The sequence below is a fragment of the Acinetobacter ursingii DSM 16037 = CIP 107286 genome (genome assembly GCF_000368825.1).
Lineage (GTDB): Bacteria > Pseudomonadota > Gammaproteobacteria > Pseudomonadales > Moraxellaceae > Acinetobacter > Acinetobacter ursingii.
In genome coordinates this window covers 1,218,155-1,233,352 of record NZ_KB849717.1, presented here as the reverse complement: position 1 = coordinate 1,233,352, position 15,198 = coordinate 1,218,155, and the positions used below count along the sequence as shown (strand labels likewise).

Annotated in this window: 10 protein-coding genes and 1 tRNA gene; 4 read left to right on the top strand and 7 right to left on the bottom strand. The window is 41.7% G+C overall.

The window, feature by feature from the left end; genetic code table 11:
• Positions 1 to 15: 15 nt before the first annotated feature.
• Entirely contained in the window at positions 16 to 477 is a 462-nt protein-coding gene (locus F944_RS13310) for a DMT family transporter (RefSeq protein ID WP_004991493.1), read from the bottom strand.
• 120 nt (positions 478 to 597) lie between these two features.
• On the opposite strand from F944_RS13310, the gene hemW reads away from it, so the two are divergent.
• On the top strand, positions 598 to 1,755 hold the full coding sequence (gene hemW / locus F944_RS13305; protein WP_004991492.1) for a radical SAM family heme chaperone HemW: 1,158 nt from the start codon (positions 598 to 600) through the stop codon (positions 1,753 to 1,755).
• A 91-nt stretch (positions 1,756 to 1,846) separates the two neighbouring features.
• On the opposite strand, the gene F944_RS13300 is transcribed toward hemW, so the two are convergent.
• Positions 1,847 to 4,315: a TonB-dependent siderophore receptor gene (locus F944_RS13300; RefSeq protein WP_004991491.1), complete on the bottom strand. Its 2,469-nt coding sequence runs from the start codon at positions 4,313 to 4,315 to the stop codon at positions 1,847 to 1,849.
• 214 nt (positions 4,316 to 4,529) lie between these two features.
• Between F944_RS13300 and F944_RS13295 the strand changes: the two genes are divergently transcribed.
• On the top strand, positions 4,530 to 5,048 hold the full coding sequence (locus F944_RS13295; protein ID WP_004991490.1) for a sigma-70 family RNA polymerase sigma factor: 519 nt from the start codon (positions 4,530 to 4,532) through the stop codon (positions 5,046 to 5,048).
• A gap of 27 nt (positions 5,049 to 5,075) precedes the next feature.
• Positions 5,076 to 6,059: a FecR family protein gene (locus F944_RS13290; protein WP_004991489.1), complete on the top strand. Its 984-nt coding sequence runs from the start codon at positions 5,076 to 5,078 to the stop codon at positions 6,057 to 6,059.
• Between the two features lie 47 nt (positions 6,060 to 6,106).
• Here the strand turns inward: F944_RS13290 and F944_RS13285 are convergent, their stop codons facing one another.
• Positions 6,107 to 6,862 carry an SDR family oxidoreductase gene (locus tag F944_RS13285; protein ID WP_004991488.1) on the bottom strand — a complete coding sequence of 252 codons (756 nt, stop codon included), beginning with the start codon at positions 6,860 to 6,862 and terminating at the stop codon, positions 6,107 to 6,109.
• A 115-nt stretch (positions 6,863 to 6,977) separates the two neighbouring features.
• On the opposite strand from F944_RS13285, the gene F944_RS13280 reads away from it, so the two are divergent.
• Positions 6,978 to 7,874 carry a LysR family transcriptional regulator gene (locus tag F944_RS13280; RefSeq protein WP_004991487.1) on the top strand — a complete coding sequence of 299 codons (897 nt, stop codon included), beginning with the start codon at positions 6,978 to 6,980 and terminating at the stop codon, positions 7,872 to 7,874.
• A 74-nt stretch (positions 7,875 to 7,948) separates the two neighbouring features.
• Here F944_RS13280 and ahpC read toward each other — a convergent pair whose 3' ends face one another.
• From ahpC to F944_RS13260, 4 genes are all read right to left on the bottom strand, one after another.
• Positions 7,949 to 8,512: an alkyl hydroperoxide reductase subunit C gene (ahpC, locus tag F944_RS13275; RefSeq protein ID WP_004991486.1), complete on the bottom strand. Its 564-nt coding sequence runs from the start codon at positions 8,510 to 8,512 to the stop codon at positions 7,949 to 7,951.
• A gap of 208 nt (positions 8,513 to 8,720) precedes the next feature.
• Positions 8,721 to 8,796 (bottom strand) — tRNA-Lys (locus F944_RS13270).
• Between the two features lie 243 nt (positions 8,797 to 9,039).
• Positions 9,040 to 10,881 (bottom strand): long-chain-acyl-CoA synthetase, encoded by a 1,842-nt coding sequence (locus F944_RS13265; protein WP_004991484.1) that lies wholly within the window; start codon positions 10,879 to 10,881, stop codon positions 9,040 to 9,042.
• Between the two features lie 196 nt (positions 10,882 to 11,077).
• The gene (locus F944_RS13260) at positions 11,078 to 14,485 is read right to left on the bottom strand and encodes an Rne/Rng family ribonuclease (protein WP_004991482.1); all 3,408 of its coding nucleotides are present in this window, start codon (positions 14,483 to 14,485) and stop codon (positions 11,078 to 11,080) included.
• Positions 14,486 to 15,198: the final 713 nt, after the last annotated feature.

The following is a 15,198-nucleotide window of genomic DNA, read 5'->3' as shown; positions in this document are numbered from 1 at the left end:
ATCTATAAAAGAAAATTATCGTTGTAAGGTCAACAAGACTCCAACGAAAATGATGATCGCCCCAAGTAGGCGTTGCCAATTGACAGGCATTTTCTCTGTCCCGAGCCAGCCAAAATGATCTAACAATAATGACATTGCCAGTTGGCCAAAAATAATCAATCCAGATAATGTGAGAAAACCCAATTTGGGTGCAGTATAAATGCTCAGGCTAATCGCATAAACCCCTAAAAAACCACCAAGCCACAAAAACCATGGGATTTGGCTGAGTTGTTGCAATGAAGGTTTAGGCTGATTTTGTAATAAAACCATCAGCGCCAATAAAATTGTACCGACTAAAAAAGATAAAAAAGCAGCTTGTAAAGGTGAATGTAGATAACTACGTAACTGCGTGTTTAATGCCGTTTGAATCGCCATCGCAACGCCAATCCCTAGCGCTAGAGGTAAAAAGAATAGCAACTGTGAACTAATTTTGAGCATTGTTTTTCCATGTCATTATTCTTCATTTCACTTCAGTCTAAAGCAATTCAACGCGCTTCGGCACAACGAATTGCGGTAGTCATGTTACACTAATGCAGTTGTATTGCCTGAGCGTTGTTCTTGACTGGTTTACTTGATCCTACCCAAATTCCACTTTCTTTATATATTCATATGCCGTGGTGTGTGCGTAAATGTCCTTACTGTGACTTCAATTCGCATGCTGTACCCAACGGTGCATTGTCATTGGAACTTGAACAACAATACTTAAAGGCATTAGTGGCTGATTTTCAAACACAGCTTGATTTTGCTCAAGGACGTAAAATTCACAGTGTGTTCATCGGTGGAGGAACGCCTTCGCTGATTTCGGCACAAGGTTATCAATGGTTATTTACACAATTACGATCTTTGCTTGAGTTTGAACAAGGCTGTGAAATTACCTTGGAAGCTAATCCGGGAACAGTGGAACATGATCCTTTTGCTGATTATTTAAAATCTGGGATTAATCGCTTGTCAATTGGGGTGCAAAGTTTCAATCAGGAGCATTTACAACGATTGGGACGTATTCATAGTTCTGCCAATGCGATTGAGGCGATTCAACTGGCAAAACAGGCAGGTTTTGAGCGTGTTAATGTTGATTTAATGCATGGCTTACCTGAGCAAACTTTAGAGCAGGCATTACTTGATTTAAAGATTGCAACTGAACATGGCGCAACGCATATCAGTTGGTATCAACTCACGATTGAACCGAATACCGTATTTTTCAGAACACAACCTGTCTTGCCACAGGATGAAACCCTTGAACAGATTCAATTACAAGGCGAGCAATATTTAAAAGCACAGGGCTTTATCAATTATGAGGTTTCGGCATGGCGTAAAGAGCGACCGTCTGCCCATAATTTAAATTACTGGCAATTTGGCGATTATCTGGCGATCGGGGCAGGAGCGCACGGTAAAGTGACTCAATCTGACGGCATTTATCGTTTTCAAAAAACCCGATTGCCTAAGGATTATCTCGCCAAAGTACCCGCTGAACATGGTCAATGGAAACGGATTGAGGTAGATGAATTGCCATTTGAATTTATGATGAACGCGTTACGTCTAAATGAGGGTGTGCCAACCTATTTTTATGAACAGCGCACAGGTTTATCCCTGTCTGAAATAGAACCTGCCCTAAATGGTTTGCGTCAGAAAAAATTACTTGTCGCTGATTCTGAACGTATTGCCTGTACGGAACAGGGACATTTGTTCTTAAACTCGGTACTTGATGCTTTTTTGTAATCTTGCAATAAAAAACACAGATCCTGAAAATAAAGAGCGCCCCAAAATCAGTGAAATTCATTCTGATTGGGGGTGCTCTCATTTTGATTATTTAGAATTTATAGGTGAATGTTGCGGTAAAGTTTCTTGGATCGCCATAGACGTTATAAACGCTTTGTTTATATTCTTTATCAAATAGATTGGTCAAATTGATACGAACGTCCATATCTTTATTAATTTGATATTTTGCCATCGCATTCACCAGTGCATACGATTTTTGTCGATCTTCCTGTAGCTGCAAAGGTTTTAGATTTGCAACTTGACTGTATATTTCACTTTGCCAATTCACACCAGCACCGACAGTCAATTGATTAATTTTATAACTGGTAAATAATTTGAATAATTGTTTAGGAATTTCTGCTGCATTTAAGCGAATACCATTATTGTCTTTGGCATCCGTATAAGTATAGCCTGCCTGAATATTCCAGTTTGGTAGGATTTCACCTGCAACGGTCAATTCCCAGCCTTTGGTTTTCGTGTCGTTGGCTTGAACATAATAGGTCGAGCCATCTGCTTGAGTACCACCAACCACCGAGGTATCCATTTTTGAGATAAAATAAGCCAGACTGGTATTCAGTAGACCATCGTAAAATTCAGATTTTAAACCGAATTCAGAGGTATTTCCTTGTTCTGGATCGAGGTAATTATTGTCAATATCTTTGCGTGATGATGGGTTAAAAATCGAAGTATAACTGGCATACGCAGATAGATAATGATTAATGTCGTAGATTAAACCTGCATAAGGGGTGAACACGCCATTTTCTTTTTGTTTGTTCTCTGGGCCATTGTCACGCTCCCAATAACTCAAACGGCTACCTAAAACTAATTTTAGCGGGTCAAGTAGTTGCAGATTTGCCGCGCCAAAAATACCCAGTTGTTTCGAGTCAACATCAGTTGCCAAGTCTTTGGATGGAATATCTCCGTAACTAATCGGTTGTCCATTCCAGTTTGAAATGGATGCAACGCCATTACGAGCCAGTTTAAATAAGTTTTTATCTGTGAGGGTGTAGCCATTTACACCAAATGAAAGCGTATGTTCATGGTCGAATGCTGTAAATTTCCCTGTTGTATACAAGTCTAAAGAATGGACTTTAGGGGCAGTATAAATACGACCATAGACAATAGACATTCGATCCTTGTCTGGATCAAAGAAAGTTGAACCTGCCACACCCACCACACGATCCATTTCCGAGTCAGAGTAGCTATAATTTGCAACGCCTTTCCAGTTGTCATTAAACTGGTGTTCGACACCTGCCAGTATATTTAGACGTTCCGTATCTGAATAGGCGAAATCTGTTGCAGGATTATCCTTTCGGTCAAAGATGGTCTGTACTGAATTAATTACACCCGTCTGGGTTCGGGTATAAAAAGGGAAACCTTGTGCTGTTGCGTCATTGGCACGTGTTTTTTCATAAGTTAACGCACTGGTCAGTACCGTTTTATCGCTGACATCATAATCCAATGCACCATATATGAGTTTGTCGGAAAAATCATAGCGATCTTGCCAGTTGTCTCCCTCCTGAGCGGACATGACCATTCTTCCTTTAAGATCACCTGATTGATCCAGTGGGCCTGATACGTCTACTGTGCTGCTATAATTGTTCCACAACCCTGCTGAAACTTGGACAGAGCCTTTTAGATCATCAGTTGGTCTTTTCCGGACTAAATTAATACTGGCGGCTGGATTTCCTGAGCCAGTGGTTAATCCTGTTGAACCACGAATGACTTCAATTTTTTCATAGATTGCCGAATTTTCTAATGCGGCAATATCCTTGCCATAAGTTGCCCCATAAGACGTGGGAATACCATCGCGTAAATAGTTTGAAATGGAAAAACCACGAGCACTAAAGGTACGATAGCCTGCGGCGCGTTGTCCTTGTTTGAAGGCTGAAATACCTGGCGTTTGATCCATGACATCTTCAAGCGAGGTCAGATGTTGGTCTTGTATCTGTTGACTGGTAATGACTGAAATAGATTGAGGCGTTTCTTTCTGGGACAGATTGAGCTTGGTCGCACTGGTGGATTTACGTGAGGTATAAGTTGGATTGTCTGCTGTCACTGTTATCAGTGGAAGCTGTGCAGAATTAGATCTCTGACCTTGCTGTGTTGCAGTTGAATGAATCGACTGTAACTGACCCACTTCACGCGGTTGAGTTTTTGAATTAATGATGCCCCACGTACCATCCTGACGCTTCACTAAAGTTAAGCCAGTTCCTTTTAATAATTGGGTAATCCCTTGTTCAAATGTATATTGACCATTTAAGCCTTGTGTCTTTTTACCTGCGACCAATATTGGATCATAAGAAAGTTCTGAATTGGTTTGGCCTGCAAATAGTGCCAGAGCTTGATCTAGATTCCCTGCGCGAATTTGAACAGACTGAGTCTTAGATAAAACAGGGGTTGTTTCTGCGGCTAAAGAGATTGTTGAAAAACTACTGAATAAGGTGCCTAGCATGATCGAATGGATGGCGATGGTTAAAGGACTTTTAAATCGAAAAAGTGTAGTAGATACTGCTGACATGAAGATTCCCCATAAAAATTGTCTGTGATCAAAAGATGTTCTGCTTATAGCCTTATCACCTGAGAATCAAAAACAGCTCATAGATTCGTTATTTATTTTTTTATTTTGATTAACTTTATGAAATTTATAGTTTTAAAAATTATAAAGATTAAGTTATTTACAAAACGTCACATAGTATCGATAATTATTATTATTTTCTCTTTGGTTTAGCAAGATGCTTTCCGATCAGATTTTGACAAAACAACAAGTCAATCAACACATTGATGGTTTATATCGCGAACATCAATCATGGTTATATGCTTGGCTGTGTAAAAAAATGAGTAATCACTGTGATGCAGCCGATTTGACTCAGGATACTTTTGTCAAAATTATGAGCCGTTACGCTGACTATTATTATTATGAGCCTCGGGCGTTACTGACGACTATCGCCAAAAGCTTGATGTTTAATTTGTATCGACGCAAAAAAATTGAACAAGCCTATTTGAGTGCTTTAGCCGACGCTTATCCTGAACATAGCATTTCTCTAGAAGAGCAGATGTTATGGATCGAAACCTTATGTGAGTTATGTGACATTATCGACGCACTACCAGAACGGCAGAAGCAGGTGTTTATGCTGTCACAATTACAGGGTTTAAATTATGCCCAAATTGCACAACAACTTGATATCTCAATTTCAACGATTAAGCGTGATTTAACCCATGCCATGGCAGCTTGCTTTATGGCGATGGAATGATGCCAGTTTTAATATTTTGGCTGTTATATGAATATCCCTTTAAAGACTAAAATAGATCGTGCTAGACAGCGTGCCTATCGTGAAGCTGCTGAATGGTATATGCAGATGCAGGAACAGGCTTTGGATGCAAAGCAAAAAACATGCTTTGATCAATGGCTAGCTGCTGACGTATTGCATCAAGAGGTCTGGGCAAATGTCATCATGTTTGATGAAAAATTAGGTCTAGTTCCCAAGACGGTCATGGCTCAAACCATGCAGCAACTCAAGTCAAAACCACAATTTGCGACTAAATTTAGCCTCATTTTGTTTGCGCTATGCATTGCGCTTTATGCGGTGCAGGGAATTCGTCAACAAGACTATGCACCTGATCTATTCTGTTTTGACTCGGTTGATATTTATAAGACGCAAATAGGAGAGCAGCAACAGCTCAGTTTGGCTGATGGCAGCCAAGTTTGGCTAAATAGTCAGAGTAAGATTCGTGTGAAATACAATGCCAATCAACGCCGTATTGAGCTTGCTCGTGGTGAAATTTATATTGAAACACATCAGGATATTCAGCAGCGACCATTTACGGTACATACCGCAGATGGAGATTTATTGGCACTGGGAACGGTGTTTAATGTGCGCCATTTAACAACCCAGACTGAACTGATCGTCAAACAGGGTATTGTACGTACCCAACCACGTTATGCTACCGATTATCAGGATATTGCTGCACAGCATACCGTGAGATTTGATGCACAACAGATCTATCACGAAAATTATAGTGATATGCCACTACTCTGGCGACAGCAGCTTTTGGTGGTACATAGTATGTCGTTAAAACAATTTATCACTGAGTTATCCCGCTATCATCAACAACAAATTGATATTGACCCTAGTCTGGAAAAAATTCTGGTTTCTGGTGCGTATTCTACTCAGGACTTATCCAGAACATTGAATATGTTGCAAACTACTTATCATTTTAACGTTGTGCATAATCAACAGAATCGCATCGCTCTACAACCATAAAAAAAAGCTGAGGAAAGAGGGCCCTCAGCCTATAAAAGATAGTTTGATTAACGTGTGGTATAACCACCGTTGGCAAAAATCGTTTGACCTGTAATCCACCAGCCTTCTGTCACCAGAAAACGTACTAAAGGTTCGATATCTTCAATTTTGGTAAGCCCGCCAAGCGCAGAAGCCGATTTATGATAAGCCACGGCTTCTGGTGCTTCCTGACCATAGAAAAATGGTGTATCCATGGGACCCGGTGCCACCGCAGTCACTGAAATACCGCGTTCACCAAACTCTTTAGATGCAGCGCGAGTATAATGTTCAACTGGTGCTTTTAAGCCCTCATACGTCGAATAAAGCCCTGTATATGCTGCGAGTAATGAGGTCACAATGGTACAAATTTTGCCACCATCATTGAGATGACGACCTGCCGATTGAATAAAGAAATAGGCAATTTTGGAGTTGATGTCGCTCATCGAATCGAATTCAGCTTCGGTGGTATCCACAATCGGTTTTTTAAGAACTCGGCCTACAGTATTAATGGCAATATCTATTCCACCAAAATGTTGTTTAGTTTTGACAAAAAGTTCTTCAATCCGATCAATTGAACTGAGATCTGCTTGTAGCAGAATTGCATCGATACCTAAAGCTTTCACCTCAGCCAAGGTTTTTTCTGCATCAGCTTTGCTCGATTCACTGTTGTAATGAATGGCCAGTTTGGCTCCTTGTTCTGCAAATTTACGCGAGATTAGTCCGCCTAAATTTTTCGCACCGCCTGTAATTAAAACCACTTTATCTTTTAACGTTTGTGCCGCCATGATGTTCTTTCCTTTTAATGGAACTATTTTTGGATGTTTATTAGTCTAGTTCTGAATCATGTAACCATCAATTATGCTAATTTAGTTTCACTATTCAGAAATCACGAACAATCAGATGGATCGTTTACAGCAATTTGAAATCTTTGTAGAAGTTGCCAAAAGAGAAAGTTTTAGTGAAGCGGCATTACGGTTGGACTTACCCCGATCTACGGTGACTTCAGCCATTCAAAGTTTGGAGTCATTTTACAAAGTCCGATTATTTCAACGAACCACACGACGGGTGAGTCTGACTCAGGATGGAAAACGAATTTTGCCCGATTGTCAAAATCTTCTCATGGATTATCAACTGCTTGGACAGATGATTCAGACTCATCATCAGGATTATCAGGGGATTTTAAAAGTGGATATGCCGGGCCGTATTTCGCATCAAATCGTGGTGCCTGCATTGTCTGATTTTTTTCAACAATATCCTGATATCAAAATTCAACTGCATAGTTCAGATCATTTAACCAATCTGGTCGAACAAGAAGTTGATTGTGTGGTGCGTGTCGGAGCACTTGAAAATAGCAGTCTGATTGCCAAGTCTGTCGGGTTGTTAGCAATGGTGAATTGTGCCAGTCCAACTTATTTACAGCGCTGTGGTGTTCCGCAAACATTAGAGGATTTACAAAATCATATTATGATTAATTACCCGAGTGGCGTAGGCGAGCAACAGGGTGTCTTCTTTTACGGGCAAGAGCGGGTCAAATTAATGGCTCAATTAAGTGTCAATAATACTGAGGCTTATATTCAGGCAGCACGTTCTGGACTCGGAATTATTCAAATTCCTTATTATGATGTGCGTCAGGATCTGGAACAGGGCAGATTGATAGAAATTTTAAGTGATTACACTTGTCCTGCCTTACCTTTAAATGTGCTGTATCCTAATCGTCAGTATATACCTCGTCGTCTGGATGTGTTTATGAGTTGGCTGATTCCTGTGTTGAAGCAGCAGTGTTGCTTAGAGTCTTAAAACAAGACCACCTCCATGTTAGGACGTGGTCTACAAAATGATCGAGCTCTATTCAGTGATGTGATGGCTCAGGTTTAGATTTTACCCACCAGATCAATGGATGGCGCAAGCGTTGCATCACCTTCTTTCCACTTGGCAGGGCAGACTTCACCCGGGTGATTATAGACATAAACGGCTGCTTTGACTTTGCGTAGTAATTCCTGAGCATCACGACCAATACCCCCTGCATTGATCTCTACGATTTGGATTTTACCTTCTGGATCAATTACAAAGGTTCCTCGATCAGCCAGACCTTCAGCTTCGATTAAAACTTCAAAGTTTTTAGAAATGGTCCAAGTCGGATCGCCAATCATGGCGTACTGGATTTTACCAATCGCATCTGATGTATCATGCCATGCTTTATGCGTGAAGTGAGTATCTGTAGAAACAGAATAGATCTCAACACCTAGCTTCTGAAATTCTGCATATTGATCGGCAAGGTCTTCAAGTTCAGTGGGGCACACAAAGGTAAAGTCAGCAGGATAGAAAAATACTACAGACCATTTTCCTTTTAGATCAGCGTCAGAAATATCAATAAATTGACCATTTTGGTAAGCAGTAGCTTGAAAGGGTTTGATTTCAGTATTGATTAAACTCATTGTCTTGATCCTCTTAATGGTATGAGAAAGCTCTTAATGTGAGAACCAAGATAACGCATTTATTTAAATCGTAAAAACAGGTATTTTTTATAAAATTAATCGAATATTTAGATTTTAGATCGTATTGAATGTCATGAAATATTCATGCTGAAAAATAAAGTATCCATAAAAAAAGCCTCAACATGATGTGTTGAGGCTTTTTAGAATCTGGTGGGTCGTCCGCGACTCGAACGCGGGACCAACGGATTAAAAGTCCGCTGCTCTACCAACTGAGCTAACGACCCTGAGTGAGGATAAGTAAACTTAAAATATTGCTTTAAGGATTTACCCGAACGCAAAAAGAAAAATTAATTTCAAAAATTGTTCAAACTCGACTGGATTCAGAGGAAAGTAAACTTTCTAACACTGTATCGTTTTGATGGAGCGTATTTTAGCAAGATCTTCAACTAACACAAGAGAAAATTGAAAAACAATCGAATAACTGTTTATAAAAAGCACGATTTTCTCTTGTTTAGTCAAAAAATATGCTAGAAACGGTATTTATACGCCTGAATGTTCTCAAAAATCTCAGCAGTTACATCACAATAGGCTTCTGCATTTGGTAACAGTACCAGTAAACGCTCATCGGTTTGACTCGGATCAAATGCCTGTTCCTTGAGTTTATTTTTCTGATATTTAAAGGTTCCAGTGGTTTCTACCACTGCTTGAACACGTAAAAATACAGGGATAGCATAGGCTGGCAAATTCTTTTTGAACTGATTGACCATTTCGGTCAAATCCTGCTCATTTAATTCTGCGCCATCGCTCAGTGTGATAGCCGCCATACCTGCTCGACCATTGGTATTTGGAATTTCAACACCATAGACCACTGCTTCTGCGATTTTGTCATAGTCGCAAATCATATTTTCAACTTCAGTGGTCGATACGTTTTCACCTTTCCAGCGGAAAGTATCACCCAGACGATCGACAAACTGTGCATGGCGAAAGCCAATGTCACGGACCAAGTCCCCAGTATTAAAGTAAGAGTCACCTTTTTTAAACACATCTTTTAAGATCACAGACTTATTTTTCTCAGGATCGGTGTAACCATCGAAGGGTGAGCGACGAGTAATTTTACCAATGAGCAGTCCAACATCGCCTGTTTCAACTTTGATACAGTGACCTTTTTGATCGCGAATGACTTCCCCTTTTTCTTTGTCATATTGCACAATTGCATAAGGAGTCGGAGAGAAGCCAACAGTATTGTCAAAGTTGAAAATATTGCTAAAACCGACATTGCCTTCACTCGACGCATAGAGCTCTAAGACTTCTTTTACCCCAAAACGTTGTTTGAATTTGTCCCAGATATTAGGACGCATGCCATTACCAATCATTTTCGTCACACGATGGGCACGGTCAATTTCTGAGGGTGGTGCATCCATAAGATAGCGGCACAGCTCGCCTACATAGCCAATCGCAGAGGCATTAAATTTTTGTACATCTTTCCAGAAGGCACTGGTCGAATATTTACGACGAATAGCAAGCGTAGCACTCCCCGCAATCACGCCACACCAACACACCACAATACCCGTTGCATGGTAAAGCGGTAGGGTAACATACATGACATCATCAGGTTTTAAATCAAGGATATGCCCATAAGTTCCATACGCCAGTGTCCAGCGACTATGGGTGAAAATCACCGCTTTAGGTAATCCTGTAGTGCCTGAGGTATAGATATAAAACAATCCATCCTTACCCTGAACAGTATGGGTGGTCGCTGGATTGAATTTTGCAAAATGATCAATTTTTTCTGCCAGATTGACATAACCAGCTGGAGCAGAACCCACATTTTGACGTGTGGCCTGATCTGCAAACCAATGAAAGCGATCTTCAGCAAGTTTGATATCGGCACGAATGTCATCAATACAGGATTGAACTTCCTCGCCCAAAATCAGCGCAATTGGATTGACCAGATTGATACTATGCGTGAGTACCTTACCTGTTTGAGAGGTATTGACCAATGCACTGGTGACACCAATTTTAGCCAGACCAATAACTGTTGCGATCAGCTCGGAACGATTTTCCAGCATCACCGCAATAACATCACCCTTACGCGCACCTATCGAAAGATAATAGTGTGCAATCTGGTTGGCCCATTCATTTAAATCTTGATAGCTGTAGCGCTCATCTTCAAATAATAAAGCATCACCTTGAGGATTACGTTTGACTGCTTTTTCAAAGGCAATACCCAAACCTGCTGGTGTAGATGATGTACGCAAATAGGCTTGCTTAAGACCTGCAAGAATGTGCGGCACTTTGGGCAAAAAAGCAGGGAGGCGTGAAGCAACATTAGCAAGCGTAATGATATCGGGTTGTGCAGTCTGGCTCATATACATCCTATTATTTTTCGATCTATCCAATACAGTTTTATGACTACGGGCTACGACGACGTAGACATTAAAATGACGCAGAAGTTGTTTTAAAGGTTTTGCACTAGTGCAATCAACCTAATCTGACATAAAGTATCAAAAAAAACCTAGTCACCGAAATGACTAGGCTTTCATAACTTACATGCAATTGTGCAAATTATTCCGTAGTTGTGCTGGCCTTTTTCGGCGGACGACCACGTGGACGACGCGGACGACTTGGTTTATCCGCATCAGCAGCAGTCTCTTGAGTGGCTGATTTTTCAGTTGTTTCATCATTGGCTTTCACTTCTGATGCTTGCTCTGAAGCAGTTACTTCATTTAATTCAGCTTGCACAGGTTCAGTTTGAGCTGCGGTCGAAACTTTTTCTAATTCAGCTTTTACTTCAGGCTGTGCGGTTTCTGTCGGTGCTGTCGCTTTTTGCTTAGAAACAGGAGTTGCTGTTTCAAGCGATTGCTCAGGCAATACGACAGTTTCAGGAGCTTCAGTTGCACTCGCTACGGTTTCAGAGGCAACGGCTTCGATTTCTGCACCTTGTTCATTCCCCGTTTCAGCTTTTGGCACAGCTTGAGCTTGTTTGGCTTGCTCATGCGCTTGTTCTGCCGCAAGTTTCGCTAAACGACGACGTTCACGAGGGTCATTGGCTACACGCGTTGCAGGCGTTTCTGGTGGCGTTAATGGTAACACCTCCGCTGCTTCACTTTCTTCAAGCGCTTTCTTGCTTGGAAGTTGTGCATCACGTGTTACAGGTTTTTTGTCTTCCTCAACCGTTTTTGCTTCTGCGACCTGTGAACTGGCATATTGCTCAGTAAACTTGATCAAAGCCCGATTAAACGTTGGCACAAGTCCAAACTGTTCGATCAGTACGGTACAGTCTTCACCATAGATATGGCGAATGAGACTACCCAACGTATAGTTGGCCAGCTCAGGAATTTGTGATGGCTGTACTTTTGGTGCTGCTACTTTAGATTGCTGTGCTTCACGTTGCTGACGACGACGCATACGCGGATCATTGCTAGCACGTTTCACTTGTGAGCGAGTTTGCTCGGTCGCAACTTCAGTGGATTTAGTCGCTGCTTCAGAAAGTTGAGCTTCAGTTACAACGACTTCTTCAACTGGATTTGCAACAGGATTTTCAGCCTGTTTTGGTGATTCCTGTGGTTCAACTTGTGGATTCAATGCCACAATTTCGCTTTGCGCTTGATCGACATTAATCACCAGTGCTGTCGTCATCATTTCATTACGTGGCGCATCAACCACATCGACTGTGACCTGTTTTGCATCATTGGCTACAGGTTTATTGGTCGTTTGATGGGCATTGTCTAATACACTTTGGTCACGGTTGCGATGTGGGCGATTTGGACGTTGCTGATTGTTACGGTCACGACGTGGTACGGCTTCTTCTGCATGTACTTCAGTTTGCGCCTGATTTTGCGAGTGGTTTTGTTCTTGTGGCTGCTGACGCTTTTGCTGACGTTTGAGTTCACGTTGCTCATGGCGTGACAGTTGGACCACTTCTTCATGAACTTGAGCCGGTTGTTGCTCTTGATTTGGCTCACGTTGTTGTGGTTGTTCACGCTCGGTACGTTCGCGCTGATCTTTGTGTTTACGCTTTTTGTTGTTATTTGGACGATTATTTTTCTCGTCACGTTCAGTGGTATTGTCACGTGCTTCCTGTTTAGCTACAGGCGTTTGAGACATATACGCATTGTTGCCAGATGCTGCAACAGTGACAGTTTCGGTCACACTAGCAACGTTGACCTGACCAAATTGACCACGACTGACTGCACCACCATTCACCATTTGCTCAATCGCTGATGCTGCATTTTGGGCAGAGCGTGACTGATCAACGGTTTGAGCCTGTTTTTGTACAAATAGATTCTCTAACCATGCGCATGGGCTTGCGGCTTTAGGAGCAACCGCGGTTTGTGCTGCTGGCGCAGGTGTTTGAGCCGTAGCTTTACGTTTATTTTGCTCAGACTGAACAGGTACAGCAGCATGACTATGATCTGCTTCTTCTAAATGCCATTCAGATGACTCGTAGCCAAGTTCCTTTTCACTTGAACGTGTCGCTTCAGTACGCTCATAGCTAGAAGGTGCAAAACCTTCAGGATTATACTGAATTTCGTAGTGAGGTGTTTCCAAGTGAGGGTGTGGCAACACGGTGACACGAACACCTGAAGTTTGTTCTAAATACACCAGACTATGACGTTTTTCATTCAGCAAAAATGCTGCAATTTCAACAGGAACTTCAACCTGTACTTCACCATGGCGTTCACGTAGTGCAATTTCTTCCACTTTACGCATAATCGAAAGTGATAAAGAACGTAGATCACGCACCATGCCTGTACCATGACAACGCGGGCAGACATAACCTGTGGCTTCTTCTAAAGATGGACGTAAACGCTGGCGGCTCATTTCCATCAAGCCAAAACGTGAAAGCTGACCAAACTGGATACGTGCACGATCACTTTGGGTTGCTTCACGCAATTTGGCTTCGACCATACGCTGGTTGCGGTCTTTGGTCATGTCGATGAAATCGATCACTACCAAACCACCAATATCACGCAAACGCAATTGACGTGCAATTTCTTCAGCTGCTTCAAGGTTGGTATTCAGTGCAGTTTCTTCAACATCATGACCACGCGTTGATTTAGCCGAGTTAATATCAATTGAAACCAATGCTTCAGTCTGGTCAATCACAATTGAACCACCAGATGGAAGCTTCACTTCACGTTCATAAGCGGTTTGAATTTGACTTTCAATACCAAAGTGAGCAAACAAAGGCTCATTTAATGTATAGGTTTTTAGCTTGTCTAATTGACGCGGCATCACTGCTTTTACAAAGTTATAAGCTTCGTTATAGGCCTGTTCGCTATCAATCAGGATTTCAGAGACATCATCACGCAAGTAATCACGAATCGCGCGAGTCACTACGCCAGCTTCTTGATGTACCAACATCGGAGATGGACCCGAGTTTGCTGTGTTTTGGATTTGATTCCATAAGTCGAGCAAATGTTGCAGGTCAAGCTGTAATTCTTCTTGTGAACGACCAATCCCCGCAGTACGTACAATCACGCTCATTCCGCGAGGAATATTGAGTGATGCCAACATTTCTTTCAATTCTTCACGAACTGAACCCGAAATTTGACGGCTAATACCGCCACCTTTAGGATTATTTGGCATGAGGACCAGATAACGACCTGCAAGTGAAATAAAGGTGGAAAGCGCAGCACCTTTATTGCCGCGCTCTTCTTTTTCCACTTGTACCAAAAGCTCAGTACCTTCGGTAATCAGTTCGCGGATATTTGAAGTTTGACGTGGGTCAGCCTTAAAGTAAGTATTGGCGATTTCGCGCATGGACAAAAAGCCCTGACGCTGCGCACCATATTCAACAAATACGGCTTCTAGAGAAGGCTCTACGCGAGTCACATGACCTTTGTAGATGTTAGATTTTTTTTGTTCGCGGGTACGATTTTCTAAGTCAAAATCGTAAAGACGATTACCAGTGATAAGTGCAACGCGTACTTCTTCAGCATGGGTTGCATTAATCAACATACGTTTCATGGGTGTGACACCTAATAGTGACTCACTCAGACAAAATGCGAACATCGATAAAGCGGACAACTGTCGGCAGTCATCATGCATCTTATTTAACCCAGATCACAAAAGTTTTTTGCTCTGGCTGCTAAATTCCCTGATCTCACGTGTAGCTTCGGTGAATGATGCTGGTGATGATGTCAGCAGTCGCGTATTCATCCCGTTTCGATTAACGGCGAGTCCTGACTTTTCACTGGCGAGTGAGCGGTGCATTGGATGATGACTTTCACTGTCACGGAGCTTGAAGACTTATCTTGTAAAGTCTTGATACGGAATGATCATCGTATCGGTGCTCGGCAGTTCCAATGCATCAACGCTTGAGCCTGAAAGGTCATGATGACGCAACGTGTCTGATGTGCATCAGTTTACGTTTAATAACCAACATTAACGGTTGGCGACATATATTTTTCAACAAACTGCATATGCAAAAGCATAATTAAACGCAACAGTTTGTCATTTTGCCGATATAATAAGCCTTCGGCGTCGGCATATTCTTTTGGGACCTTTCCGAGATTTTGATGAAATCTTGAACGAAAATCAATTTCATAAACATTGAAATATTTTTCGTTTTTGTTCACTTACGGCGGTATCCGTGCGCTGACTATATCAAACCTTGCAGCATCTGCCTATGGGCTAAATAGATGTTTCTTGTGAAATCAACTGTCTAAGTGGTTATTTTT

Bases quoted from the DNA above. Each gene is read 5' to 3' on its own strand.
- F944_RS13285 (WP_004991488.1), bottom strand. From the start codon at position 6,862: ATGGCGGCACAAACGTTAAAAGATAAAGTGGTTTTAATTACAGGCGGT.
- F944_RS13310 (WP_004991493.1), bottom strand. From the start codon at position 477: ATGCTCAAAATTAGTTCACAGTTGCTATTCTTTTTACCTCTAGCGCTA.
- F944_RS13265 (WP_004991484.1), bottom strand. From the start codon at position 10,881: ATGAGCCAGACTGCACAACCCGATATCATTACGCTTGCTAATGTTGCT.
- F944_RS13300 (WP_004991491.1), bottom strand. From the start codon at position 4,315: ATGTCAGCAGTATCTACTACACTTTTTCGATTTAAAAGTCCTTTAACC.
- F944_RS13260 (WP_004991482.1), bottom strand. From the start codon at position 14,485: ATGAAACGTATGTTGATTAATGCAACCCATGCTGAAGAAGTACGCGTT.
- F944_RS13280 (WP_004991487.1), top strand. From the start codon at position 6,978: ATGGATCGTTTACAGCAATTTGAAATCTTTGTAGAAGTTGCCAAAAGA.
- F944_RS13290 (WP_004991489.1), top strand. From the start codon at position 5,076: ATGAATATCCCTTTAAAGACTAAAATAGATCGTGCTAGACAGCGTGCC.
- F944_RS13295 (WP_004991490.1), top strand. From the start codon at position 4,530: ATGCTTTCCGATCAGATTTTGACAAAACAACAAGTCAATCAACACATT.
- ahpC (WP_004991486.1), bottom strand. From the start codon at position 8,512: ATGAGTTTAATCAATACTGAAATCAAACCCTTTCAAGCTACTGCTTAC.